The following is a 20,689-nucleotide window of genomic DNA, read 5'->3' as shown; positions in this document are numbered from 1 at the left end:
CTTATGCAATCACGGACGCCGCCGCCAATCTCGATGGCTTGCGGCATCCTTCCGGAAGTGGTCGTCGGCGTAGGCGCCGTCACGACGGCCCGCTGAGCCGCGGCGGTGGCGTCAGCATGTCCTCGGCCGAGATCGTGCGCGCCTCCGAGGGCAGCATGATCGGGATGCCGTCGCGCACCGGATAGGCGAGCTTCGCCACGCGCGAAACCAGTTCGCTGCGCTCGGGGTCCCAGGTCAGCGGCCCCTTGGTCAGCGGGCAGGCCAGCAATTCAAGAAGCTTCGGGTCGACCTCGGCCTTCCGTCCGTCCCGTCCGTCCGTCATGGAACTCACCCCCGTGTCGGCAAACTATTGCAGGCTCGGCCCAAACTCATCGTCCTCGCGCGCCAGCGTCATTTCGGTGATGGCGATCAGCGTCTCGGCGCGCGTCTTCAGGTCCGGCGCTTCCAGGAGCGCCTGCTTCTCGGCCGGTCCATAGGGCGCCATCATCGACAGCGCGTTGACCAGCATGCCGTTTTCGGCGCGGCTGACGCTCTCCCAATCGGCCTCCAGATCGTTGGCCTGCAGATAGGCGCGAAACGCCTTGAGCAGCGCCGGCCGGTCGACGTCGGCGCCGGCTGGATCTTCCTCGAGATCGGCGAGAAACGGCATGATCTTGCACTGCCGGAACGGCGCCTTTGCCGCGAGCTCCTGCACGATGCGGAACCGGCACACGCCCTGCAGCGAGATCAGATAGCGGCCGTCGCCCGTTTCGGCGAGCGAGATGATGCGTCCGGCGCAACCGACGCTGCACAGCTCCGGCTCGCCGTCGTCGCGCAAAGCGCCGTCGAGGCTCGGCTGGATCATGCCGATCAGCCGGGAGCCGGCCATCGCCTGGTCGATCATCTGCAGATAGCGCGGCTCGAAGACGTTGAGCGGCATGCGGCCGCCGGGCAGAAGCAGCGCGCCGGCGAGCGGGAACACCGGGATTGCCGACGGCAAATCCTTGGCAAGCCGGTAGAGTGCGTTACCGACGCGCACCGCAACCCTCCCAAAGCAACGCCGGCAAGCGCATCACCTGCAATCTCCTCTCGCCCGGCAACTCGTCTTCGTTTGGCGGCGAACCGCCAGCCTGCCCTTATCTGGCGCTGGCGCTCCGCCGCTCAAGCCTGCCGGCCTCGACAGCCGGCAAAAAATTCGGGGCAATTCCGAAAAATCAGCGATTTCGGCCCGGAATTGCGCAAAGAACAAGCCTAGAGCAATTCCAGGAAAAGTGTGAAACGGTTTTCCGTCCGGAATTGCGTCAGAACAACATGACAGCGCGAATCCGTGAAACGCCGAAACCGCTCTACGAGAACAGCAGCGACGAGAGCTTGCGGCGTGCCGCGAGCGTCGCCTCGTCGGTCATTCCCCACGCCTCGAAGAACTTCAACAGCTGCGCCCTGGCGCCGTCGTCATTCCAGCTCCGGTCGGCCTTGACGATCGCCAGCAGATTGTCGGCGGCCGCATTGCGCTCGCCGCGGGCGTTCTGGATCATCGCCAGGTCGAAGCGCGCCTGATGGTCGGCGGGGTTGGCGGCGAGCCGGCGCTCGAACTCGGCCGGATTGCCGAGCGCCGCCGCTTCCGCCGCCAGCGTCATCTTGGCGCGCAGCGCCGCCAGTGCCGGCGCGTCCTTCTTGTCGTCGGGCGCCCGGGCGAGCACCGCTTCGGCGCCTTCCGCGTCGCCGGCATCGAACAGGATCTCGCCCAGCCCCGCGATCGCCTCAAGCGTCTCGGGCGCCTGCTCGAGGATCGCCTCGTAAATGTCGGCCGCGGTCTGCACGTCGCCGGCCGTGCGCGCCTCGGCCGCGGCGGCAAGCGCGTCCGCGATCTGCGGCGCGCCGCCGGCCTTGCCGCCGACCTTCTGGATGAATTGGGTGATCTGGCTTTCGGGGATAGCGCCCATGAAGCCGTCGACAGGCTGGCCGTCCTTGAAGGCAATGACCGCGGGGATCGACTGAATGCCGAGCTGGCCGGCGATCGAGGGATGATCGTCGATGTTCATCTTGACCAGCTTGACCTTGCCGCCCGCGGCCTGCACCGCCTTTTCGAGCTGCGGCGTCAGCTGCTTGCAGGGGCCGCACCATGGCGCCCAGAAGTCGACCAGCACCGGCTGGCGGCGCGATTCCTGGATGACGTCGGCGGCGAAGGTGGCTGTTGTCGTCTCCTTGATCAGGTCGGCCGCCGCCGGCGCGTCGCCCAGCGAAACCTTGGGGCGATCGCCGCCGCCATATTGCACGGTCTGGGCGTACTGGCCGCCATTGCCGCCAAACGCGCCGCTATAGGGATTGTTGTCGCTCATCGTGTCGCCCTTTCGGTCGCGCTCTCAGGCGTCGGTGCCCAGCGCGTTATTGTCGGATTTCGGAACCGCCTTCCATGTGGCGATCAAGCCCCGACTTTCAAGATTATGAGACTTTCAGGATAACAGGATCATGGCCGGTTGCCTCGACGAATCTGATCAGGTCGGCGGCGGCGATCGAGGTCGTCGCCTCATTGGTCAGCGGATGGCCGTTGATAACGTCATGGCTCATCAATGCCTGGTCGAGCACCACCTTGACCTTCCCTTCGGTGTCGTTGATCAGGCCGAAGACGGTGACCGCGCCGGGGATGACGCCGAGCAGTTCCATCAGCATCTCCGGCTTGCCGAACGACACCCGGCTGGCGGCGCCGATCAGGTGGTGGATCTGCTTCAGGTCGACCGCGGCGTCTTCTTCAACGGTGACGAGGAAATAATTGTCCTTCTTGTCCTTGAAGAACAGGTTCTTGGTGTGGCCGCCGGGAATCTCGCCGCGCAGGGTTTGCGAATCGGCGACCGTGAACAGCGGCGGGTGCCTGACCGTCGAGACGGAAATGCCAAGATCGGCAAGAAATTCGTTGAGCTCGGCTTCGGTCTTCGGCATCGGTCCTCGCGCGATCGAACAGGGCTCATGCCGTTTACGGCCAACCGTGCCATCGGGGCAAGGCCGCCGGAGCACTTCCAGGAAAACGGCTTTGCCTGCGGGATTTGCGATCGGTCCGCTTCGGCGCCGGTTCGATGCTTTCGATGCGAACGTCGCCGCGGGAAGAAATTCGCTCCAAAAAGACCGTCATTTCCCTGTTGCAATCGCCGCGCTCTTCGGCCATATAGGCGCGGCTTGCGGCCCAAGGCCGCGCGAGCGGGTGTAGCTCAGGGGTAGAGCACAACCTTGCCAAGGTTGGGGTCGGGCGTTCGAATCGCCTCACCCGCTCCATTTCCTCACCGAGGATCAAGCAAACGAAAGCCGCGGTCTCCGCGGCTTTTTCGTTTTCTAGGCGTTGAAATTGCACGACCCAGAAGCGGCCAGGAAAGTCAGGTTGCCGCGATTGCCAGTTCGCCGATTGATGTACCGTCAACCGCCTCATCGCCGTGATCGCTCTATTCTGTCCTAGTTTAGGGCAGCGGCTCTTTTCGTTCCTCCATGCGCCTGAGGAGAACCGATGCCAGAGACAGGTGATCCAGGCAGCGATCGATAGGATCTGAGGCAATGTCATGCCCGCGAGGGTTGCGGATGGCCGACATCACGCCCGCGAATATGAACTTAAACCCATCTGCTCATCAATGTCGCTCGACGTTGCCAGGTTGGTGAGCTTGATCTTTGGAGCGGCCTCCGCAAACGCTGCCATCATCAGCTTGTAACCGCTATCATTTATGCCGGAGAGCTTTTTTACCTGAATGTCCAGGTACTTGAATGCCTCAAAGGTGGCCTGCGAATAATGGCCGTTGTCAAACAGCTTCACAGAGACCCCGGCGATCTCCGGGTGAATGTTGCGCTCATCGAATGGATGGACGCCCCGACTCTCAGTAACTGAAGGTTGGCCGACATTTTTCGCCGCTCGTGCGATCCTCTCGAAGAGCGTCAGCGCCTCGCTCATGGATAGAGGTTAGCCTTAATGCTCCTGAAGATAGCGTCATAGGTCTCCTGCGTTCCCTCCGCGGGCAGATTGATTTCGACGCGGACTGTGAGAGCTATATCACCTTTCTGCGTCTTCGGAGGGAGGGGCGAAGGGTCCTGTTCAAAGACCTGATCCTGTGCCTTCTGCTCAGCAGGCCTAGCCTTCTTGGGGGAACTCTTCGGTTTTGTGGTGATAGCCGACTTTGTCTTCGGAGTCGGCTGGCTCTGCTCCGCCATATACCCAGCGAGTTCCCGCAGAGCGATGAACACGCCCGCCTGACGGCTCCCGATAACGTCGCTAGTCTTGTCGGCGCTGCGAAAATAACTGATCAGCTGATCCTTGTTCATCGTCCAAGCATCATCGCCGCGCAGTTCGAATAGGTCCGCGTATGCCTTCTTTACTATGCCTGAAAACGACGACTGGAACTCGCTCTCGTCATGCTTGGTCATTGCATCATGACCGACGTCAGTTCGCTTCCCCTGCTCGTCGATTAAGCCCAGGAACTGAAGCACGTTAATAACGTAGCTCTCGTTCTTCGACGCTAACCCGAGCTTCTTGACAGTGTCAGAAGTCACCGTCGTCGGGAAACTCTTCCGGAGAAAGCCAATCATCTGAGTGATGTTGCCAGCGCCGGAGATGTACGGATGACTTGCCATGTTCGCCCCACAAGATTACCCAAGCTATTGATCAACTGACTCGCGCGTCGGGTCAATGCCCGAGCGGTTCGCCGATCGGGCCAATGCCGCAATTGGCGGGCAGGCTAGCCATTCGCCGGTCCCATTCGCCGGCGTCGCTTGAAGACGTCCGGCCTTCGGGGAACAGATCGGCGCGGCGCATCGGCGATTCAACCCCAGATCACATCGGATAACGTTTGCGTGCCACTCCATTTCAACGCCGCGGCGGTTTCTATATCTCCTCCCTGGGCCGAGAACCGCCGGCGGTGGATGGCCTGCACCGCGACACGACGCGACCGGACGGCCCGTTTCGGAAAAAGCGGCTTTGCCGCTTCCTCCATCACGAGGAGATGTCATCATGCGTTCTTTCAACCCTAAAATCATCGCGGCCGCCTCGATCTTCGCGGCCATACCGCTTTCGAGCGCCTATGCCGTGCACCGCCACAATAGAGCGGCGGTCGACACCATGACCACGGCGTCGGTGCCGGCGGACCCGGAAGCGAGAGCCGCGACGGAGCAACTGCTTGGCGTGAAACAAGGCATCCGCACGGCCAGGCAGGCCGGCAAGATCACACAGCACCAGGCCCGCGAGCTGATGCGGCAGGCGGATGCCATCCAGCCCACCCGAGGCCGTTCGGCGATCGCACAGATCAATGAGCTGGACCAGCGGCTTCAGGACTCCACCGGCCAGGGGACCTACATAGGCAGCGGTGGGGACGGGGGCTATTACCCGAACGGCTGACCGCCTGCATGAGCGATGCGATGCGGCAATCCTGGAGCAATTCCGGGAAGGCTGGTCGCGATCCCGCCCGGCGCCGTCGCCTTCGGCCCCGGGTCGCATGACAACAAGGACCTGAAGCGCCCGGTGTTTCGCAAGATCGCCGAGCCGCTTCACGCTTCACCGCTGCCGTCACCGATCACGCAACTACGCCAGCCGCGCCCGCGTCGTCCGCGGTGTCGCCAGCAACAGGCTGGTCTCGCTGCCCGTTATGCCGGGGATCAGCCGGATGCGGCGCAGCACCGCGTCGAAATCCGTCAGCGTGGCGGTGCCGAGCTCGACCACCAGGTCCCAGCGGCCGTTGGTGGTGTGGATGGTCGAGACCTCGGCGAGGCCGCCCAGCGCCTTGACGACGCGGTCGGCGGCGTGGCCTTCGATCTCGATCATCATGACGCCGCGTATCTTCTGATCGACCGCGTCGGCGCGCAGCACCACTGTGTAGCCGATGATCTCACCGGATTTTTCCAGCCGCTCCATGCGCGCCCGGACCGTGGCGCGCGAGACGCCGAGATCGACGGCAAGGTCGGAGATGCTGCGCCGCGCATCGTGCCGCAGTAGCGTGACCAGTCTTTCGTCGAGCGCATCCATGACTTTCCATTTCGATCAAATCATCTGACCAGTATGCTAGATTAATCTTCTCGAAATGCCAATTTTCGCTGTTCGAACCGCCAGCGGCTGGTGGTTCACTCCTTCGATCAATCGCAAGGTGAGAAAAATGCGCTGCAGGATCGTCGGCGCGCCGGTGCAGGACGGCGCAGGCAGGATGGGATGCGAGATGGGGCCGAGCGCGCTGCGCACGGCAGGCCTGGTCTCGGTGCTGGCCGAGCTCGGCCACGAGGTCGAGGACTGGGGCGCGGTCGAGAAGGCCGCCGCGCGTCCGGTGGTGCATGGCAATCTCGCGCTGAAGGCGCTGCCGGAGATTTCCGCCTGGACGGCGGCGATCGCCGAGACCGCCTACGCAGCTTCGCGGGACGCCATGCCGATCTTCCTCGGCGGCGACCATTCGATCTCCGCCGGCACGGTGTCGGGCGTGGCGCGCCGCGCCGCCGAGCGTGGCCGGCCGCTCTTCGTGCTGTGGCTCGACGCGCATCCCGATTTCCACACGCTCGACACCACCACCAGCGGCAATCTGCACGGCGTGCCGCTCGCCTATGCCAGCGGGCAGGCGGGTTTCCAGGGCTATTTCCCGGATCTGCCGCAAGCGGTCGACCCGGCCCGAATCTGCGCCATCGGCCTGCGCAGCGTCGACCCGGCCGAGCGCCGCGCGCTCACTGAAGCCGGCGTCACCGTCCACGACATGCGCGCCATCGATGAGCACGGCATCGCGCCCTTGCTGCGCGCCTTCCTGGCCCGCGTCGAGAAGGAGAACGGCCTCCTGCATGTCAGCCTCGACGTCGATTTCCTCGACCCTTCGATCGCGCCGGCCGTCGGCACCACCGTTCCCGGCGGCGCCACCTTCCGCGAGGCGCATCTGGTGATGGAGATGCTCTCCGACTCAGGCCTGGTCTCGAGCCTCGACCTGGTCGAATTGAATCCGTTCCTCGATGAGCGCGGCCGCACCGCGACCCTGATGGTCGACCTCGCCGCCAGCCTGATGGGCCGCCGCATCATGGACCGACCGACCCGCAGCCATTCCGGAAGCCTCTGATCATGACCCAGCCTTCGCGCCTTGCCATCGTTCCCTTCGTCAGCGTCGACCGCATGATGAAGCTGGTGCTCGCCATCGGCGTCGAGCGTTTCCTCACCGAGCTCGCCGCCTATATCGAGGAGGATTTCCGCCGCTGGGAGCTGTTCGACAAGACGCCGCGCATCGCCTCGCACAGCCATGACGGCGTCATCGAGCTGATGCCGACCAGCGACGGCAAGATGTACGGCTTCAAATATGTCAACGGCCATCCGAAGAACATGCGCGAGGGCCGCCAGACCGTCACCGCCTTCGGCGTGCTCGCCGATGTCGGCTCCGGCTATCCGATGCTACTCACCGAAATGACCATCCTGACGGCGCTGCGCACGGCGGCCACCTCGGCGGTGGCGGCAAAATACCTGGCGCCCAAGGACAGCCGAGCCATGGCCATCATCGGCAACGGCGCCCAGTCCGAGTTTCAGGCCATCGCCTTCAAGGCGCTGCTCGGCATCGACCGGCTGCGGCTCTACGACATCGACCGCTCGGCCTCGGAAAAATGCGCCCGCAACCTCGCCGGCAAGGGCTTCGACATCACCATCTGTTCGACCGGGCAGGATGCCGTGGAAGGCGTCGACATCATCACCACGGTGACGGCCGACAAGCAGTACGCCACCATCCTCACCGACAACATGGTCGGGGCCGGCGTCCACATCAACGCGGTCGGCGGCGACTGCCCCGGCAAGACCGAGCTCCACCGCGACATCCTGTTGCGCTCCGACATCTTCGTCGAGTTCCCGCCGCAGACGCGCATCGAGGGCGAGATCCAGCAGCTCGACGCCGACCATTCGGTGACCGAGCTGTGGCAGGTGATGACCGGGAAGGCCGAGGGCCGCAAGACGCCGGAGCAGATCACGCTGTTCGATTCCGTCGGCTTCGCCACGGAAGATTTTTCCGCGCTGCGCTATGTCCGCAACCAGCTCCAGGCCACCGGCCTCTATGAAGAGCTCGACCTGCTCGCCGACCCCGACGAGCCGCGCGACCTGTTCGGCATGCTGGAGCGGGCGGCCATGCAGCCGGCGGCGTAAGCCAACCGCATAGGGCGCCCCCCTCTCCGTCCGCTGCGCGGACACCTCTCCCCCGCCTTTGGCGGGGGCGAGGAACCCAAGCCTTGCAAGGCCGCGCCGTTAGCGATTGGCGTTTCCTCGCCCCCGCAAAGCGGGGGAGAGGTGGATCGGCGCGCAGCGCCGAGACGGAGCGGGGGGCTGCGCCAACGTCGACGATTAAACAACACTACCGCCGCGCCGCGCAGCTTTCCCTCTCCACCAGCACCGGCGCCAGCACCTCGCGCCTTGAAGGCGCTTCCGGCTCGCCCAGCCTCTCGAGCAGCAGGCTCACCGCCAGCGTGCCGATCTTTTCCACCGGCTGCGCGATCGTCGTCAGCGGCGGCCAGGTGGTGACGGCATAGGGGATGTCATCGAAGCCGATCATCGACATGTCGTCGGGAACGTGCATGCCCCGCGAGCGCAGCAACGTCAGCGCGCCCATCGCCATCAGGTCGTTGCAGGCAAACAGCGCGGTTATCTCGGGCGCCTGCACCATCAGCCGCTCCATAGCCAGGCGGCCGCCGGCGAAATGATAGTCGGAATCGACGATCGACGAGGCCGGCAGCTCCATGCCTGCTTCGCCAAGCGCGCGGGCAAAACCGCGCAGGCGGGCCGGGCTGGAGCTCGAATCGCGCGGGCCGCCGATGACGCCGATCTTCTTGTGGCCGAGCCCGGCCAGGTATTTGCCGGCGAGATAGCCGCCATGCTCGTGGTCGACCAGCACCGAATCGACATTGACCGACTGGATCTCGCGGTCGAGCAGCACCGCAGGCACGCTGGGCAACAGGCGGGCGAAGACCCGCGCATGGTCGGACGAGCCGGCGAAGATCAGCCCGTCGATCTGCTTGGCCATCAGCACCGAGAGATAGCGCTCCTCCTTCTCGGCATTGCCGTCGGAGTTGCACAGGATCACCGTGTAGCCGGAGACGAAGCCCGCATCCTCGATCTGCCGCGCGACGCTGGCGAAGAACGGGTTGGAATTGTCGGGGAGAAGCAGGCCGATGGTCTTGGTCTCGCCGCGCCGCAGACTCCGCGCCACAGAGTTCGGGCTGTAGCGCAGCGCGCTGATTGCGGCGCGCACCCGCTCAGCCGTTTCCGGCTCGACGTGGCGCGTGTGGTTCATCACATGCGAGACGGTGGCGACGGACACCCCCGCATGGCGCGCGACATCTGCGATCGTCGTCATAGCCGTTCCCCTCAGCGGATTTTCCGCAACAGCCTCTCCCGGTACGCGTCTAGGATGACCGCGAGCACGATGACAAGGCCAATCACGATCGGTTTGAAATTGTCGCCGACGCCGAGCAGCTGCAATCCGGTGGAAAGCACCTGCAGGATGCAGGCGCCGACCAGCGTGCCGATGATCGAGCCTTTGCCGCCGCTGAGGCTGGTGCCGCCGATGATGACGGCGGCAATGGCGTTGAGCTCGTAGCCGACGCCGGCGATCGGGCTGCCGATGTTGAGGCGCAACAGATAGACCATGGCCGCGATGCCGGCGGTCAGCCCGCTGATAGTGAAGGCGGCGACCTTGTAGAAATCCGGATTGTGACCCGACAGCCGCACCGCCTCGTCATTGGTGCCGACAGCGAAGATCATGCGGCCGAAGACGGTGAGGCGAAGCACGAACCAGCCGGCCGCGATCACCAGCACCGCCACCAGGAAGATCGACGGCAGGAAGCCGCCGATGATGAGGTTGCCGAAATCTACAAAACTCTGCGGCAGGCCGGTGATGGTCGAGTTGTCGCTGACGACGCGCGCGGCGCCCGCCGCCATGTTGAGCATGCCCAGCGTGACGATGAAGGAGGGGATCTTCCAGCGTGTGGAGATCCAGCCATTGAGGAAGCCGCAGGCTGCGCCCGTCGCCATGCAGGCCAAAAGCGCCAGCGTGATCGCCACGGCCGGCGACAGGCTCTCGTTGATCATCACGGTGGCGCCGACCACGGTGCACAGCGCCAGCACCGAGCCGACCGAAAGGTCGATGCCGCCGGTGAGGATGACGAAGGTCATGCCGGCCGCCAGCACCGTGTTGATGGCGATCTGCACGAAGATCTTCAGCGCGTTGCCGGAGGTGGCGAAATAGGGGGCGGTGGCCGAGAAGAACAGCGTGATCAGCACCAGCGCCAGGAGCACGCCGGCATCGCGCACGAGGAAGCGCAGGAATTTTGCCCGGCCTGGAGAAACAGGCGCCGCAACGGCTGCTTCGGTCGTCTCGCTCATGGCCGCACATACTCCTGATAGGCGAGCGACAGGATCCGCTCCTGGTCGAAGTCGGATCGCGCCACTTCGCCGACGATCCTGTTCCTGGAAAAGACGATGATGCGATGGCACATGCCCATCAATTCAGGGAGGTCGGAGGACACCATGATGATGCCTTTCCGCTGCGCCGCCAGCATCCACAGAAGCTGGTAGATCTCGCGCCGCGCGCCGATGTCGACGCCGCGCGTCGGCTCGTCGAGGATCAGCGTCGAGGTGCCGCGGAACAGCCATTTCGCCAGCACCACCTTCTGCTGGTTCCCGCCGGAGAGATTGCGCACCGCCTGCTCGATCGAGCTCGCCTTGACGCGCAGCTGGCCGACGAGATCGTTCGCGGCGGCGGCCTCCGTCCTTCGGTTGAGCAGCCCGTTGCGCGAAACCTTGCTGAGATCGGTGATGGTGATGTTCCTGTCGACGGCCATGTCGAGCAGCAGGCCCTGGCCCTTGCGGTCCTCGGTAAGCAGGCTCAAGCCATGCCGCACCGCATCCTTGGGTGCGGCGATCGCCACCGGCTTGCCGTCGATCTCGACGACGCCGTCGAGCTTCGGGTCGGCGCCGAACAGCGCGCGCATAGCCTCGGTGCGGCCGCTGCCGACAAGGCCGGCGACGCCGAGGATCTCGCCATGGCGCACGGCGAAGGAAATGTCCGGAGTGGAGGCGTCGCGCTTCAGATTGGCGACGCTGAGCGCGACTTTGCCGGGCACGATCGAGGCGTCGAAACCGAATTCGTCGGCGATGTCGCGGCCAATCATCATGCGCACGATATCCGGCACGGAAAGGCCGTGAAGATCGCGCGTCGCGACCAGCCTGCCGTTGCGCAGCACGGTCACCCGGTCGCCGATCTCGAACACCTCGTGCAGCCGGTGCGAGATGTAGATGATGGTGACGCCCTTGGCCTTCAGCCGCTTGATGATGGAAAACAGCCGCTCGATCTCAGGTGGCGTCAGCGTCGCCGTCGGCTCGTCCAGCACCAAGAGCTTCGAGTCGTAGCTCAGCGCCTTGGCGATCTCGACCAGCTGCATCTGCGCCACGCCCAGCGCCTCGACCCTGGTGCGCGGATCGATGTCGAGGCCGACTTCCTTGAGCAGCGCCACGGCGCGGCTGTTGAGCGCCTTGCGGTCGACGATGCCGAAGGCGCGGCGCGGCAGGCTTTCCAGCATCAGATTCTCGGCGATGCTGAGATAGGGCAGAAGATTGAGCTCCTGATGCACGATGCGGATGCCGCTCTGCTGCGCATCATGCGGCGTCTTCGGCTGGTAGGGCTCGCCGTTGAAGGCGATTCTGCCCGAATCCGGCTGGTAGATGCCGGCGAGCAGCTTGATCAGCGTCGACTTGCCGGCGCCGTTCTCGCCCAGGATGATATGGGTCTCGCCGCGCGCGATCGAGAGCGACACGTCGCTCAGCGCGACGGCGCCGGGAAAGATTTTTCCGACCCTTTCAAGAGAGAGAATCGCATCCATGGGCGGCAGAATCCTAAACCGTGCCCGTCGGCGACGACAGCGGCGGGTGCTCCGTCACCGCCGCCGGAACTGGCGGCGGCGGTGACGAGAGAGACAAAGCCTGGCGCCGGAAGGGAGCGCCGGCGGCCCGGCTCGCCTCATGCGGTGACCAGCTTGACGTCGGTCTTGACCCAACCGGAGAATTTCTCGCCGGCTAGCTCGCGCAAACCATAATCGATGCCCATCGCCGCCATCTTGGCGCCATACTGCTCGACGGTGGCGAGCATCTTGCCTTCCTTCAGCAGCGGACCGACGGCCGGGATGTTGTCGAAGCCGACAACCTTGATCTGGCCGGACTTGCCGGCAGCGTCGATCGCCTTGACGACGCCGAGCGCCATGGAATCATTCGCCGCCATCACGCCCTGGATGTCGGGATGCTGGGTGAGGAAGTTGGTCATCAGCGTGTTGGCTTCTTCGGTCTCCCAATGCGCGGTCTTGGAGTCGAGCAGCTTCAGCTTGTACTCCTTCACCGAATCGTCGAAGCCGAGCTTGCGCTGCTTGGCATTGTCGGCCTCGGGATTGCCCTCGAGGATGACGACCTTGCCGCCCTTGCCCAGCGCCTTGCCGAGCGCGTCGCCGGCGAGCTTGGCGCCGGCGCGGTTGTCCGGACCGAAGAAGGCGAGGTCGATGCCGGCCTTCTTCTTGGCCTCGGCGTCGAGCGCGACGTCGATGTTGATGACCTTGATGCCGGCCTTCAGCGCCTTGGCGATCGGCGTGACCATGGCTTTCGAATCTGCCGGCGCCACAACGATGATGTTGTAGTTCTGGGTGATGAAGTTCTCGATGGCGTCGACCTGGGCGGCGAAGTCGCGCTCGTCCTTCATGCCGACTGCGGCGAAATCGAACTTGTCCTTGTTCTTGGCCGCATACTCCTCCGCACCGGCCTGCATCTGCTTGAAGAACTCATTGGCTAAAGACTTCATCACCAGGCCGACCTTCGGCTTGTCGGCGGCGAGGACCGGGCCGAGCGGCAGAGCCAGCGCGCCGGCGGCCAAGGCGCTGGTCTTCAGGAACTGGCGGCGTGAGAACGGGCCAAGCCCATGCGTGTTCGAAATCCTGCTCATGATCTCCTCCACTTGATTGAGCCGTAATCGGTTACGTAACCGATTACGTGGCAAAGTAGATTGCTATTTTATCAGATGTCAACGTCGAGGGTAAGGACGGGAGCGGCACCGGCGCCGAAGCTGCCGATCTCCCCTTGCGGGGGAGATGTCCGGCAGGACAGAGGGGGCGCGAAGGAACGCGGCCTATAACTTCCTCAATCCAAGGGCGGCGCCACCAGCGAGCGACGCGGCGCAGACCTGTGCCGCGCCCTACGAGCGTAGCGTGGTGCAGAATTCCGATATGCTTGCACTAGCCTGATCGAGCTAAAGAAACCGAATGCTGAGATGCCGGCGGGACAGCACCCCCCTCTGGCCTGCCGGCCATCTCCCCCGCAAGGGGGGAGATTACGCGTTTTGCGGTTTTCTTACCGCCAGCCCAGCGCCGGCGCGACGTGCTTCAGGATCGACTCGATGACATGGGCGTTGTAGTCGACGCCCAGCTGGTTGGGCACGGTGAGCAGCAGCGTGTCGGCCTCGGCGATCGCCTCGTCCTCCTTGAGTTGCTCGACCAGCTTGTCCGGTTCAGCGGCATAGGTGCGGCCGAACACGGCGCGCTTTTCCGGCTCGATATAACCAAAGTGGTCCTCGCCCTCGCTGCCGCCGAAATAGGCGCGGTCCATGTCGTTGACGAGAGCAAAAATGCTGCGGCTGACCGAGACGCGCGGCTCCCTGGCATGGCCTGCTTCCTTCCAGGCGGCGCGGTAGGCTCTTATCTGCTTGGCCTGCTGGACATGCAGCGGCTCGCCGGTCTCATCGAACTTCAGCGTCGAGCTTTGCAGATTCATGCCGAGCTTGGCCGCCCACACGGCGGTGGCGTCGGTGGCCGCGCCCCACCAGATGCGTTCGCGCAGGCCCGCCGAGAAGGGCTCGAGCCTCAACAGGCCGGGCGGGTTGGGGAACATCGGCCGCGGATTGGGCTGGGCAAAGCCTTCGCCGCGCAGCAGGTCGAGGAAGATCTCCGAATGCCGGCGCGCCATGTCGGCGTCGCTCTTGCCCTCTTCCGGCACGTAGCCGAAATAGCGCCAGCCGTCGATCACCTGCTCGGGCGAGCCGCGGCTGATGCCCAACTGCAGACGCCCGCCGGCAATCAGGTCGGCAGCACCCGCGTCCTCGGCCATATAGAGCGGGTTCTCGTAGCGCATATCGATGACGGCGGTGCCGAGCTCGATACGCTTGGTCTTGGCGCCGGCGGCGGCAAGCAACGGAAACGGCGAGGCGAGCTGCCGGGCAAAATGGTGGACGCGGTAATAGGCGCCGTCGGCGCCGAGTTCCTCGGCCGCGACCGCGAGGTCGATCGACTGCAGCAGCGCGTCTGCGCCCGAGCGCGTGCCCGATTGCGGCGAGGGCGACCAATGCCCGAACGACAGAAATCCGATTTTCTTCATTGGCTCCGTTCCTGCTGGAGCGGCCGTCGACCGCTTAAAACTTCTTGTTGCTCCAGCAGATAGCCAGGGCAGTGCCGCGATACAACGGACACCGAACGGATACAGTCCGTCAATGAGTTCATCGAAATGTCCGGTCCCGACCTCGCCTCACGCGGGACCAGATCGGATCATCTGCGGCATTTTCGCCGGCGCCGCAGCGCTGTATCGTTCTCACCGACCGATGATTCCCCAGCATTGGACGAAGCCTTGATGCATGGCCTGACACCTATATTTTCCACCGTGACGGCCTCGTTCCTGGCCTCCTTCGTCGAAGTGGTCGAAGCCTTCACCATCGTGCTCGCCGTCGGCGTGACGCGCAGCTGGCGCCCGGCGCTGACAGGCGCGGCGCTGGCGCTCGCCCTGCTGGCGGCGCTGGTGCTTGTTTTCGGGCCGCTTCTGGCGCTCGTCCCCATCACCGCCCTGCAATTCGTGGTCGGCGTGCTTTTGATCCTGTTCGGCATGCGCTGGCTGCGCAAGGCGATCCTGCGCAGCGTCGGCGTCATCGCACTGCATGACGAGGAGCAGGCTTTTTCCAAGGAGACGGCCGCCTTGCAGCGGCAGGCCAATGACCGCCGCGCCGACTATCGGGCGGCCGTCGCGTCGTTCAAGGCGGTGCTGCTCGAAGGCGTCGAAGTGGTGTTCATTGTCATCGCCGTCGGCGCCGCGCATGGGCAGACGCTTTATGCCGGCCTCGGCGCGCTGGCGGCCTTCCTGCTGGTGATGCTGATCGGCCTTGCCGTGCACCGGCCGCTGGCGCGTGTGCCCGAGAATGCGCTGAAATTCGTCGTCGGGCTGATGCTGACCAGCTTCGGCGTGTTCTGGACCGGCGAGGGCCTCGGCGCCGAATGGCCGGGCGCCGACCTCGCTCTGCTCGCCATCTTCGCCGTCATTGCCGTTACATCCTTCGCCATTATGCGCTGGTTGCGCGGCGCTTACCCGGCACCCGCCGAAGGGGTAGTCCGATGACCGTGATCCGTCTCGTCCTCAAGGAACTCGTCGGCATGTTCGTCGACGACGGCAGCCTTGCGTTGCTGGCGCTGATCCTGATCGCGCTGATCACCGCCGCGGTAAAGCTTCTGACGCTGCCGCCGCTCGTCGGCGGCTTCCTGCTTCTCGCCGGCTGCCTGGCAATTCTCCTGCAGAGCACCTGCCGCGCCGCGCGCGGCAAGGCGCGTTGATCGGCGTTCATTTTCTGGGAAATCAGCGCAAACGCAGGAGACTGGCGGAAGCTTCACAACCTCGTCATCCACGGGCGGAGCGACGCGAAGCGGAGCGCAGACCCGAGGATCCATTCCGTGACCTTGGTCGAGGAAAGCAGCGGAGCAGAATTCTGCATCGTGGCAACGCCTCGACGTCACGGAATGGATTCTATGGTCTGCGTGCGTCGCTTCGCTCCTTGCTCCGCCATAGAATGACGACCTGACAAGCGCGTCAGCCAATCTCCAACGTATGCCGCCTGCCAAGGCAGACAGAGCCGTCGGTCATTCTGTACCGGAAACTAATAGACCGTGAAAAGCGTCGGCAGGTCCCCGCTGAGACGCAAATATTCGACCGCCTCGATCACAGGAAACAAAGCCAGGAAATAGAGCCCGTCGCGAAACGTGTTCCGCAGCGCGCCCGTCGAGAACAGCCACTGCGCCTCGTCGCGGTAAAGCAGCGGATTCGGCCAGAAGGACGGCGTGCGTTCGGCGTAGGCCGCGTAAGCCGGACCGAATTTGCCGGCGAGATATTCGGCCTCCTTGCGCGCGGTGAAGCGGAAGACGAGGAAGCTTGCCAGGCCGAGCATTCCAGCCGCCAGCACCGAACCGAACATCAGTCCGATGCCGGCCGCGCCGACAGTTGAAAAGAAATAGAGCGGGTTCCGGGTCATCGAGAACGGGCCGGACACGATCAGCTCGTCATTCTTCCTGCCACCGACGAAGAGGATGCTCCACAGCCGGCCGAGGAAGCAGATCAGCACCATCGCGAAGCCGATCGTCTCCACGACTTCGTGCCCGTCCGACCCTTCGGCCAGGGCCGGCTTGCTGAACAGGAGCAGGATGATGGCAAGCACGGCGGCCACCTGCACGACGATCAGCCGCTTGTGCTGGTCGAACGCTTTCGGCGCCGATTTGAGAGACGTGTAGGCCATTCCTTCTCACCGCTCCGGCGCCGGCAAGGGCACCAAGGCTTCTCTAGCTTCTCTGCCGCGTGATGGCGAGGCCCCGCGGATGTTTTTGGCCGACCTTACGAATTTGTAAGGGCGCGGACAGGCTGCGGTGAATTCGCCTGCCTAGCCTGACGATCGCCGCCGAACGCAATTTTTCGGGCGCGAATGGAAACGGAAATTGCCATGACCGCAATCATTGAACACGACTCCGAATTGAACCGGGTTCCGGACGTCGCCATCGACTTCTGGCTGATCAAGATCATGGCGGTGACCATGGGCGAGACGGCGGCCGATTATCTCGCCGTCAATCTTGGCCTCGGCCTTACCGGCACGTCGCTCATCATGACCGGTGTTCTGATTGTCGCGATCGCCCTGCAATTCGCGCAGAAGCGCTACGTGCCCTGGGCCTACTGGCTCGCCGTGGTCCTGATCAGCATCGTCGGCACGTTGGTCACCGACAACATCGTCGACAATTTCGGCGCCCGGCTGGAGACGACGACGATCGTCTTCTCGGTCGCCCTCGCACTGACTTTCGCGGCCTGGTACGCCACCGAAAAGACCCTGTCGATCCACACCATCTTCACCACCAGGCGCGAGATTTTCTACTGGCTGGCGATCCTCTTCACCTTTTCGCTCGGCACCGCCGCCGGCGATCTGGTGGCCGAGCGCTTCGCCCTGGGCTATCTCGCCACCGGGCTCATCTTCGGCAGCCTGATCGCGGCGATCGCGTCTGCCTGGTTCTTCCTCGGCCTGAACGCCGTCCTCGCCTTCTGGCTCGCCTATATCCTGACCCGGCCGTTCGGCGCCTCCTTCGGCGACCTGCTCTCGCAGCCTGTCGAACACGGCGGCATGGGCTTCGGCACCACCTTCACCAGCCTGACCTTTCTCGGCTGCATCATGGCTATCATTCTCCATATGACGCTGAGAAAATTGATCGAAGAAGACGAGCAGGCGCTCCTCGACTAGGGCATGATGCCGAAAAGTGTGAGTGATTTGCGGCTGGGACTAGCTCCGTTTCGAAGAGAGAGCGCCTCTCGCAAAAATGTGTAGCGGTTTTCAGTCCGGAAATGCGTAAAAACAAAGAGATAGGACACCAGCCGAGAAAAGTCCCAGCCCGCGCTGCCGAGCCGGCGAGGCTGCGGCGGCAAGGATAGCACCGGGCAATGCGACTTCTGCTTGTTGAAGACGATCCGAGAACCGCCGACTATATCGTCAGGGGGCTGACCGAGGCCGGCCATGTCTGCGATTTGCTGCGCGACGGCCATGACGGGCTCTTCGCCGCGACTCGCAACGCCTATGACGTGATCGTCGCCGACCGCATGGTTCCCGGCCTCGACGGCCTGTCGATGATCAAGGCGGTGCGCGCCGCCGGCATCCGCACACCGGCTATTTTCCTGACCTCGATCGGCGGCGTCGACGACCGGGTCGAGGGCCTCGAGGCGGGTGGCGACGACTATCTGGTCAAGCCCTTCGCCTTTTCCGAGCTGCTTGCCCGCATCCATGCGCTTGGCCGCCGGCCGGCGGCCCAGGAGCAGAAGACCAACTTACGCGTCGCCGATCTCGAAATGGACCTGATCCAGCGTCGCGTGACCAGGCAAGGCCAGCCGATCGATCTGCAGCCGCGCGAGTTCAGCCTGCTCGAAGTGCTGATGCGGGGCGAGGGCCGCGTCATCACCCGCACCATGCTCCTGGAGCGCGTCTGGGATTTTCACTTCGACCCCAAGACCAGCGTCGTCGAGACGCATATCAGCCGGCTCAGGGCCAAGGTCGACAGGCCGTTCGACGTGCCGCTGATCCACACCGTGCGCAACACCGGCTACAGCCTGCATGTCCCGGCCTGATCTTCCCTCCGCAATTGCGGGTCGGCCAACCGCCTCCGCGGTCACATGAGCGAGACGCGCTCCAGCCTGCTGCGCAGCACGCCGTTCAGGCTGGCCCTGACCTTCGCCTTCCTGTTCCTGCTGGCTTTCATCCTGTCCGGCGCGATCGTTTATCAACTGATGAGCGCTTCGCTCGCCAGGCAGCTCGATCAGTCGATCAAGGAGACCTATTCGCTTATCGCCGCCACCTATGCCGAGAGCGATAAGGAGGATCTCGTCGCCACCGTCAGGGACCACGCCCAGTTCAGCCAGGACAAGGACGAAATCTTTTCCCTCACCGACAAGGACGGCAACCGCCTCGCCGGCGATTTCACCGCCACCAGCCTGCCGGACGGCTTCTCCATGTTCGCCGCCGACTTGCCGGGCGTGGCGCCCGATACCCAATATCGCGCCTATTCGGGCACGGTCGGCGACAACAAGCTGACGGTCGCCTTCTCGCTTTCGGAAACCGAGGATCTGGAAAGGATCGTGCTGATGAGCTTCGGCTGGGCCACGCTCTTCATCACCGTCTTGGCGGTCGGCGGCGGCGCCGTGCTTGCCTCGCGCGTCCAGCGCCGCCTCGACGGCATCGCCAACACCATGGTCGACGTCTCGCATGGGCGGCTCGATGCGCGCATTCCGCTGACCGGCAATGGCGACGACATCGACGCCGTCTCGGCCCAGGTGAATTCCGCGCTCGATCGCCTGTCGGCCCTGGTCGATGGCATGCGGGAGGTAAGCGCCAACATCGCCCATGATCTCAAGACGCCGCTCAACCGGCTGCAGATGATCCTGGAATCGGCCGCCGACAAGACGGTGTCGGGCAAGGATGTCTCGACCGAGCTGACCGACGCCCGTGCCGAAAGCCAGCAGATCAACAGCACCTTCGACGCCTTGCTGCGCATCGCCCAGATCGAGGCCGGCGCCCGCAAGGCACGCTTCGTCGATCTCGATGTGGGGCCGGTCGTCGAGACCATTGGCGAAGTCTATGCCGATGTCGCCGAGGACGACGGCAAGTCACTGTCCACGGTGATCGTTCCGGGCACGAAATGGTATGTGCACGGCGACCGCGACCTGCTCATGCAGATGCTCGCCAATTTGGTCGAGAACGCGCTCAGGCATTGCCCGCCGGGCACCGCGATCGAGCTCTCGGTGACCGGCGGAGGCAGTCATGTGCTCATCCATGTCCGCGACAATGGCATGGGGATTCCCGCCGAGGAGCGCGAAAAGGTGTTCCGTCGGCTCTACCGGCTCGATGCCAGCCGCACGACGCCCGGCAGCGGCCTGGGCCTCAGCCTAGTCAAGGCGGTGGCCGACCTGCATGGCGCCGCAATAACGCTCGAGGACCGCAATCCGGGTCTCGGCGTCACAATCAGCTTTCCGGCCGTCGCATCCGCCTGATCGCCCGCTAACGCGATCCGCTACCGCGCCCCGCCCGCGCGGCGGAAATCGGAAGGCGACATGCCGGCGAGCTTGCGGAAGGACTTGTTGAAGGCGCTGAGCGAGCCGAAGCCCGAGTCCATGGCGACCCTCAGCACATTGGCGTCCTCATGCATCAGGAGCGCCTGGGCGTAGCTCAACCGCAGCAGGTTGACATATTCGTTGAGCGTCATGCCGGTCGATTTCTTGAACAGGCTCATGGCGTATTTGGGATGGATATCTGCGGCCGCGGCGATGGTCACAGAATCGATGTCGTAGAGGAAATTCTCGGCGATGAAATCGCACATGCGCCCGACATTACGCGAGGACTGCTGGTCGAAGGCATTGCCGGCGCCTTGCCCAGCCACCCTTTCCGGAACCAGCCGGTAAGGCTCGAAGCGTACCCGCTCGAGCCGAAGCAGCAGCTCGTTGACGGCGTGCTCGGTCCTGGCCGGATCGCCCGAGCGCGCATATTCGTTCCAGCGCTTGAAATTGTCGTCGTCCGACTGGTCGGTCGCGTTGGTCACCAGCGTCGCGCCGGTCATCAGCCGATGGCGTATGTCGGCCGGCAGGTGCAGGCGGAAGAAATGCACCAGCGGCAGATGCGCGCCGGCATAGACGGCGTCGTCGGAAAGATCGTCCATCTGGTGCGGCAAGCCGCCCCAGAACAGGCACATCTCGCCGGCCGAAAGCGAAATCTCGTGCTCGGCCATGCGGTAATGCACGCGGCCCTGCACGATGAAATTCACCTCCACCTGGGCGTGCCAGTGCGGCTTCAGCATCACCAACGGGTGGTTGTAAAACATCTGCAGCATGAGCGGCAGTCCTTCGACGCTGCTCGCGCCAGGCTGGTAGAACGGACGCTCCGGCATCTTACTT

21 protein-coding genes, 1 tRNA gene and 1 pseudogene are annotated in these 20,689 nt (G+C 64.1%); 9 read left to right on the top strand and 14 right to left on the bottom strand.

Features of this window, described 5'->3' with window-relative positions:
* Positions 1–79: 79 nt before the first annotated feature.
* The 4 genes from LB528_RS26545 to LB528_RS26530 form a co-directional block, all read right to left on the bottom strand.
* Positions 80–322 carry a Trm112 family protein gene (locus LB528_RS26545; protein ID WP_224716872.1) on the bottom strand — a complete coding sequence of 81 codons (243 nt, stop codon included), beginning with the start codon at positions 320–322 and terminating at the stop codon, positions 80–82.
* Positions 323–346: 24 nt separating this feature from the next.
* Complete coding sequence (locus tag LB528_RS26540; protein WP_224716871.1) at positions 347–1,018, bottom strand: LON peptidase substrate-binding domain-containing protein; 672 nt, start codon at positions 1,016–1,018, stop codon at positions 347–349.
* A 307-nt stretch (positions 1,019–1,325) separates the two neighbouring features.
* The gene (gene trxA / locus LB528_RS26535) at positions 1,326–2,318 is read right to left on the bottom strand and encodes a thioredoxin (RefSeq protein ID WP_224716870.1); all 993 of its coding nucleotides are present in this window, start codon (positions 2,316–2,318) and stop codon (positions 1,326–1,328) included.
* Positions 2,319–2,421: 103 nt separating this feature from the next.
* Entirely contained in the window at positions 2,422–2,916 is a 495-nt protein-coding gene (locus LB528_RS26530) for a prolyl-tRNA synthetase associated domain-containing protein (protein WP_224716869.1), read from the bottom strand.
* A gap of 255 nt (positions 2,917–3,171) precedes the next feature.
* On the opposite strand from LB528_RS26530, the gene LB528_RS26525 reads away from it, so the two are divergent.
* Positions 3,172–3,246, top strand: a tRNA-Gly gene (locus LB528_RS26525).
* 179 nt (positions 3,247–3,425) lie between these two features.
* Here LB528_RS26525 and LB528_RS26520 read toward each other — a convergent pair.
* Both LB528_RS26520 and LB528_RS26515 read right to left on the bottom strand, forming a co-directional pair.
* Positions 3,426–3,907 (bottom strand): annotated as a pseudogene (locus tag LB528_RS26520) (TIGR02391 family protein).
* Positions 3,904–4,584 (bottom strand): DUF5343 domain-containing protein, encoded by a 681-nt coding sequence (locus LB528_RS26515; protein WP_224716868.1) that lies wholly within the window; start codon positions 4,582–4,584, stop codon positions 3,904–3,906. Before LB528_RS26515 ends, LB528_RS26520 begins: the two are co-directional and overlap by 4 nt.
* 376 nt (positions 4,585–4,960) lie before the next feature.
* Between LB528_RS26515 and LB528_RS26510 the strand changes: the two genes are divergently transcribed.
* Entirely contained in the window at positions 4,961–5,344 is a 384-nt protein-coding gene (locus tag LB528_RS26510) for a hypothetical protein (RefSeq protein WP_224716867.1), read from the top strand.
* Between the two features lie 183 nt (positions 5,345–5,527).
* On the opposite strand, the gene LB528_RS26505 is transcribed toward LB528_RS26510, so the two are convergent.
* Positions 5,528–5,968, bottom strand: a complete 441-nt coding sequence (locus tag LB528_RS26505) for an Lrp/AsnC family transcriptional regulator (protein ID WP_224716866.1) — start codon at positions 5,966–5,968, stop codon at positions 5,528–5,530.
* 127 nt (positions 5,969–6,095) lie between these two features.
* Between LB528_RS26505 and rocF the strand changes: the two genes are divergently transcribed.
* Positions 6,096–7,028, top strand: a complete 933-nt coding sequence (gene rocF / locus LB528_RS26500) for an arginase (protein WP_224716865.1) — start codon at positions 6,096–6,098, stop codon at positions 7,026–7,028.
* Between the two features lie 2 nt (positions 7,029–7,030).
* Positions 7,031–8,089: an ornithine cyclodeaminase gene (locus tag LB528_RS26495; RefSeq protein WP_224716864.1), complete on the top strand. Its 1,059-nt coding sequence runs from the start codon at positions 7,031–7,033 to the stop codon at positions 8,087–8,089.
* Between the two features lie 205 nt (positions 8,090–8,294).
* Here the strand turns inward: LB528_RS26495 and LB528_RS26490 are convergent, their stop codons facing one another.
* The 5 genes from LB528_RS26490 to LB528_RS26470 all read right to left on the bottom strand — a co-directional run bounded on the left by LB528_RS26490 (position 8,295) and on the right by LB528_RS26470 (position 14,344).
* Positions 8,295–9,293 (bottom strand): LacI family DNA-binding transcriptional regulator, encoded by a 999-nt coding sequence (locus LB528_RS26490; protein ID WP_224716863.1) that lies wholly within the window; start codon positions 9,291–9,293, stop codon positions 8,295–8,297.
* An 11-nt stretch (positions 9,294–9,304) separates the two neighbouring features.
* Positions 9,305–10,321 carry an ABC transporter permease gene (locus LB528_RS26485; protein ID WP_224716862.1) on the bottom strand — a complete coding sequence of 339 codons (1,017 nt, stop codon included), beginning with the start codon at positions 10,319–10,321 and terminating at the stop codon, positions 9,305–9,307.
* Positions 10,318–11,817, bottom strand: coding sequence for a sugar ABC transporter ATP-binding protein (locus LB528_RS26480; RefSeq protein ID WP_224716861.1), 1,500 nt, complete (start codon positions 11,815–11,817; stop codon positions 10,318–10,320). The genes LB528_RS26485 and LB528_RS26480 overlap by 4 nt, the downstream gene beginning before the upstream one ends.
* Positions 11,818–11,954: 137 nt before the next feature.
* Entirely contained in the window at positions 11,955–12,920 is a 966-nt protein-coding gene (locus tag LB528_RS26475; RefSeq protein WP_224716860.1) for a sugar ABC transporter substrate-binding protein, read from the bottom strand.
* A 404-nt stretch (positions 12,921–13,324) separates the two neighbouring features.
* Positions 13,325–14,344 (bottom strand): LLM class flavin-dependent oxidoreductase, encoded by a 1,020-nt coding sequence (locus LB528_RS26470; protein WP_224515364.1) that lies wholly within the window; start codon positions 14,342–14,344, stop codon positions 13,325–13,327.
* A gap of 249 nt (positions 14,345–14,593) precedes the next feature.
* On the opposite strand from LB528_RS26470, the gene LB528_RS26465 reads away from it, so the two are divergent.
* Positions 14,594–15,349: a COG4280 domain-containing protein gene (locus LB528_RS26465; RefSeq protein ID WP_224515363.1), complete on the top strand. Its 756-nt coding sequence runs from the start codon at positions 14,594–14,596 to the stop codon at positions 15,347–15,349.
* Positions 15,346–15,561: a hypothetical protein gene (locus tag LB528_RS26460; RefSeq protein WP_224515362.1), complete on the top strand. Its 216-nt coding sequence runs from the start codon at positions 15,346–15,348 to the stop codon at positions 15,559–15,561. The genes LB528_RS26465 and LB528_RS26460 overlap by 4 nt, the downstream gene beginning before the upstream one ends.
* A 320-nt stretch (positions 15,562–15,881) precedes the next feature.
* Here the strand turns inward: LB528_RS26460 and LB528_RS26455 are convergent, their stop codons facing one another.
* The gene (locus LB528_RS26455; protein WP_224716859.1) at positions 15,882–16,514 is read right to left on the bottom strand and encodes a methyltransferase family protein; all 633 of its coding nucleotides are present in this window, start codon (positions 16,512–16,514) and stop codon (positions 15,882–15,884) included.
* A 201-nt stretch (positions 16,515–16,715) separates the two neighbouring features.
* Between LB528_RS26455 and LB528_RS26450 the strand changes: the two genes are divergently transcribed.
* The 3 genes from LB528_RS26450 (at position 16,716) to LB528_RS26440 (ending at position 19,792) form a co-directional block, all read left to right on the top strand.
* Positions 16,716–17,498: a hypothetical protein gene (locus LB528_RS26450; protein WP_224716858.1), complete on the top strand. Its 783-nt coding sequence runs from the start codon at positions 16,716–16,718 to the stop codon at positions 17,496–17,498.
* 197 nt (positions 17,499–17,695) lie between these two features.
* Complete coding sequence (locus LB528_RS26445) at positions 17,696–18,373, top strand: winged helix-turn-helix domain-containing protein (protein ID WP_224515359.1); 678 nt, start codon at positions 17,696–17,698, stop codon at positions 18,371–18,373.
* 45 nt (positions 18,374–18,418) lie between these two features.
* Positions 18,419–19,792, top strand: a complete 1,374-nt coding sequence (locus tag LB528_RS26440) for a sensor histidine kinase (protein ID WP_224716857.1) — start codon at positions 18,419–18,421, stop codon at positions 19,790–19,792.
* 20 nt (positions 19,793–19,812) lie between these two features.
* On the opposite strand, the gene LB528_RS26435 is transcribed toward LB528_RS26440, so the two are convergent.
* Complete coding sequence (locus LB528_RS26435) at positions 19,813–20,682, bottom strand: helix-turn-helix domain-containing protein (protein WP_224515355.1); 870 nt, start codon at positions 20,680–20,682, stop codon at positions 19,813–19,815.
* Positions 20,683–20,689: the final 7 nt, after the last annotated feature.

It is taken from the genome of Mesorhizobium sp. CA4 (assembly GCF_020165075.1).
In the GTDB taxonomy this organism is placed as follows: Bacteria; Pseudomonadota; Alphaproteobacteria; order Rhizobiales; family Rhizobiaceae; genus Mesorhizobium.
This window is presented reverse-complemented; position numbering and strand designations above follow the sequence as displayed.

Bases quoted from the DNA above. Each gene is read 5' to 3' on its own strand.
- LB528_RS26445 (WP_224515359.1), top strand. From the start codon at position 17,696: ATGCGACTTCTGCTTGTTGAAGACGATCCGAGAACCGCCGACTATATC.
- LB528_RS26530 (WP_224716869.1), bottom strand. From the start codon at position 2,916: ATGCCGAAGACCGAAGCCGAGCTCAACGAATTTCTTGCCGATCTTGGC.
- trxA (WP_224716870.1), bottom strand. From the start codon at position 2,318: ATGAGCGACAACAATCCCTATAGCGGCGCGTTTGGCGGCAATGGCGGC.
- LB528_RS26495 (WP_224716864.1), top strand. From the start codon at position 7,031: ATGACCCAGCCTTCGCGCCTTGCCATCGTTCCCTTCGTCAGCGTCGAC.
- LB528_RS26510 (WP_224716867.1), top strand. From the start codon at position 4,961: ATGCGTTCTTTCAACCCTAAAATCATCGCGGCCGCCTCGATCTTCGCG.
- LB528_RS26505 (WP_224716866.1), bottom strand. From the start codon at position 5,968: ATGGATGCGCTCGACGAAAGACTGGTCACGCTACTGCGGCACGATGCG.
- rocF (WP_224716865.1), top strand. From the start codon at position 6,096: ATGCGCTGCAGGATCGTCGGCGCGCCGGTGCAGGACGGCGCAGGCAGG.
- LB528_RS26480 (WP_224716861.1), bottom strand. From the start codon at position 11,817: ATGGATGCGATTCTCTCTCTTGAAAGGGTCGGAAAAATCTTTCCCGGC.
- LB528_RS26545 (WP_224716872.1), bottom strand. From the start codon at position 322: ATGACGGACGGACGGGACGGACGGAAGGCCGAGGTCGACCCGAAGCTT.
- LB528_RS26435 (WP_224515355.1), bottom strand. From the start codon at position 20,682: ATGCCGGAGCGTCCGTTCTACCAGCCTGGCGCGAGCAGCGTCGAAGGA.
- LB528_RS26465 (WP_224515363.1), top strand. From the start codon at position 14,594: ATGCATGGCCTGACACCTATATTTTCCACCGTGACGGCCTCGTTCCTG.
- LB528_RS26460 (WP_224515362.1), top strand. From the start codon at position 15,346: ATGACCGTGATCCGTCTCGTCCTCAAGGAACTCGTCGGCATGTTCGTC.
- LB528_RS26485 (WP_224716862.1), bottom strand. From the start codon at position 10,321: ATGAGCGAGACGACCGAAGCAGCCGTTGCGGCGCCTGTTTCTCCAGGC.
- LB528_RS26515 (WP_224716868.1), bottom strand. From the start codon at position 4,584: ATGGCAAGTCATCCGTACATCTCCGGCGCTGGCAACATCACTCAGATG.
- LB528_RS26440 (WP_224716857.1), top strand. From the start codon at position 18,419: ATGAGCGAGACGCGCTCCAGCCTGCTGCGCAGCACGCCGTTCAGGCTG.
- LB528_RS26475 (WP_224716860.1), bottom strand. From the start codon at position 12,920: ATGAGCAGGATTTCGAACACGCATGGGCTTGGCCCGTTCTCACGCCGC.
- LB528_RS26490 (WP_224716863.1), bottom strand. From the start codon at position 9,293: ATGACGACGATCGCAGATGTCGCGCGCCATGCGGGGGTGTCCGTCGCC.
- LB528_RS26470 (WP_224515364.1), bottom strand. From the start codon at position 14,344: ATGAAGAAAATCGGATTTCTGTCGTTCGGGCATTGGTCGCCCTCGCCG.
- LB528_RS26450 (WP_224716858.1), top strand. From the start codon at position 16,716: ATGACCGCAATCATTGAACACGACTCCGAATTGAACCGGGTTCCGGAC.
- LB528_RS26455 (WP_224716859.1), bottom strand. From the start codon at position 16,514: ATGGCCTACACGTCTCTCAAATCGGCGCCGAAAGCGTTCGACCAGCAC.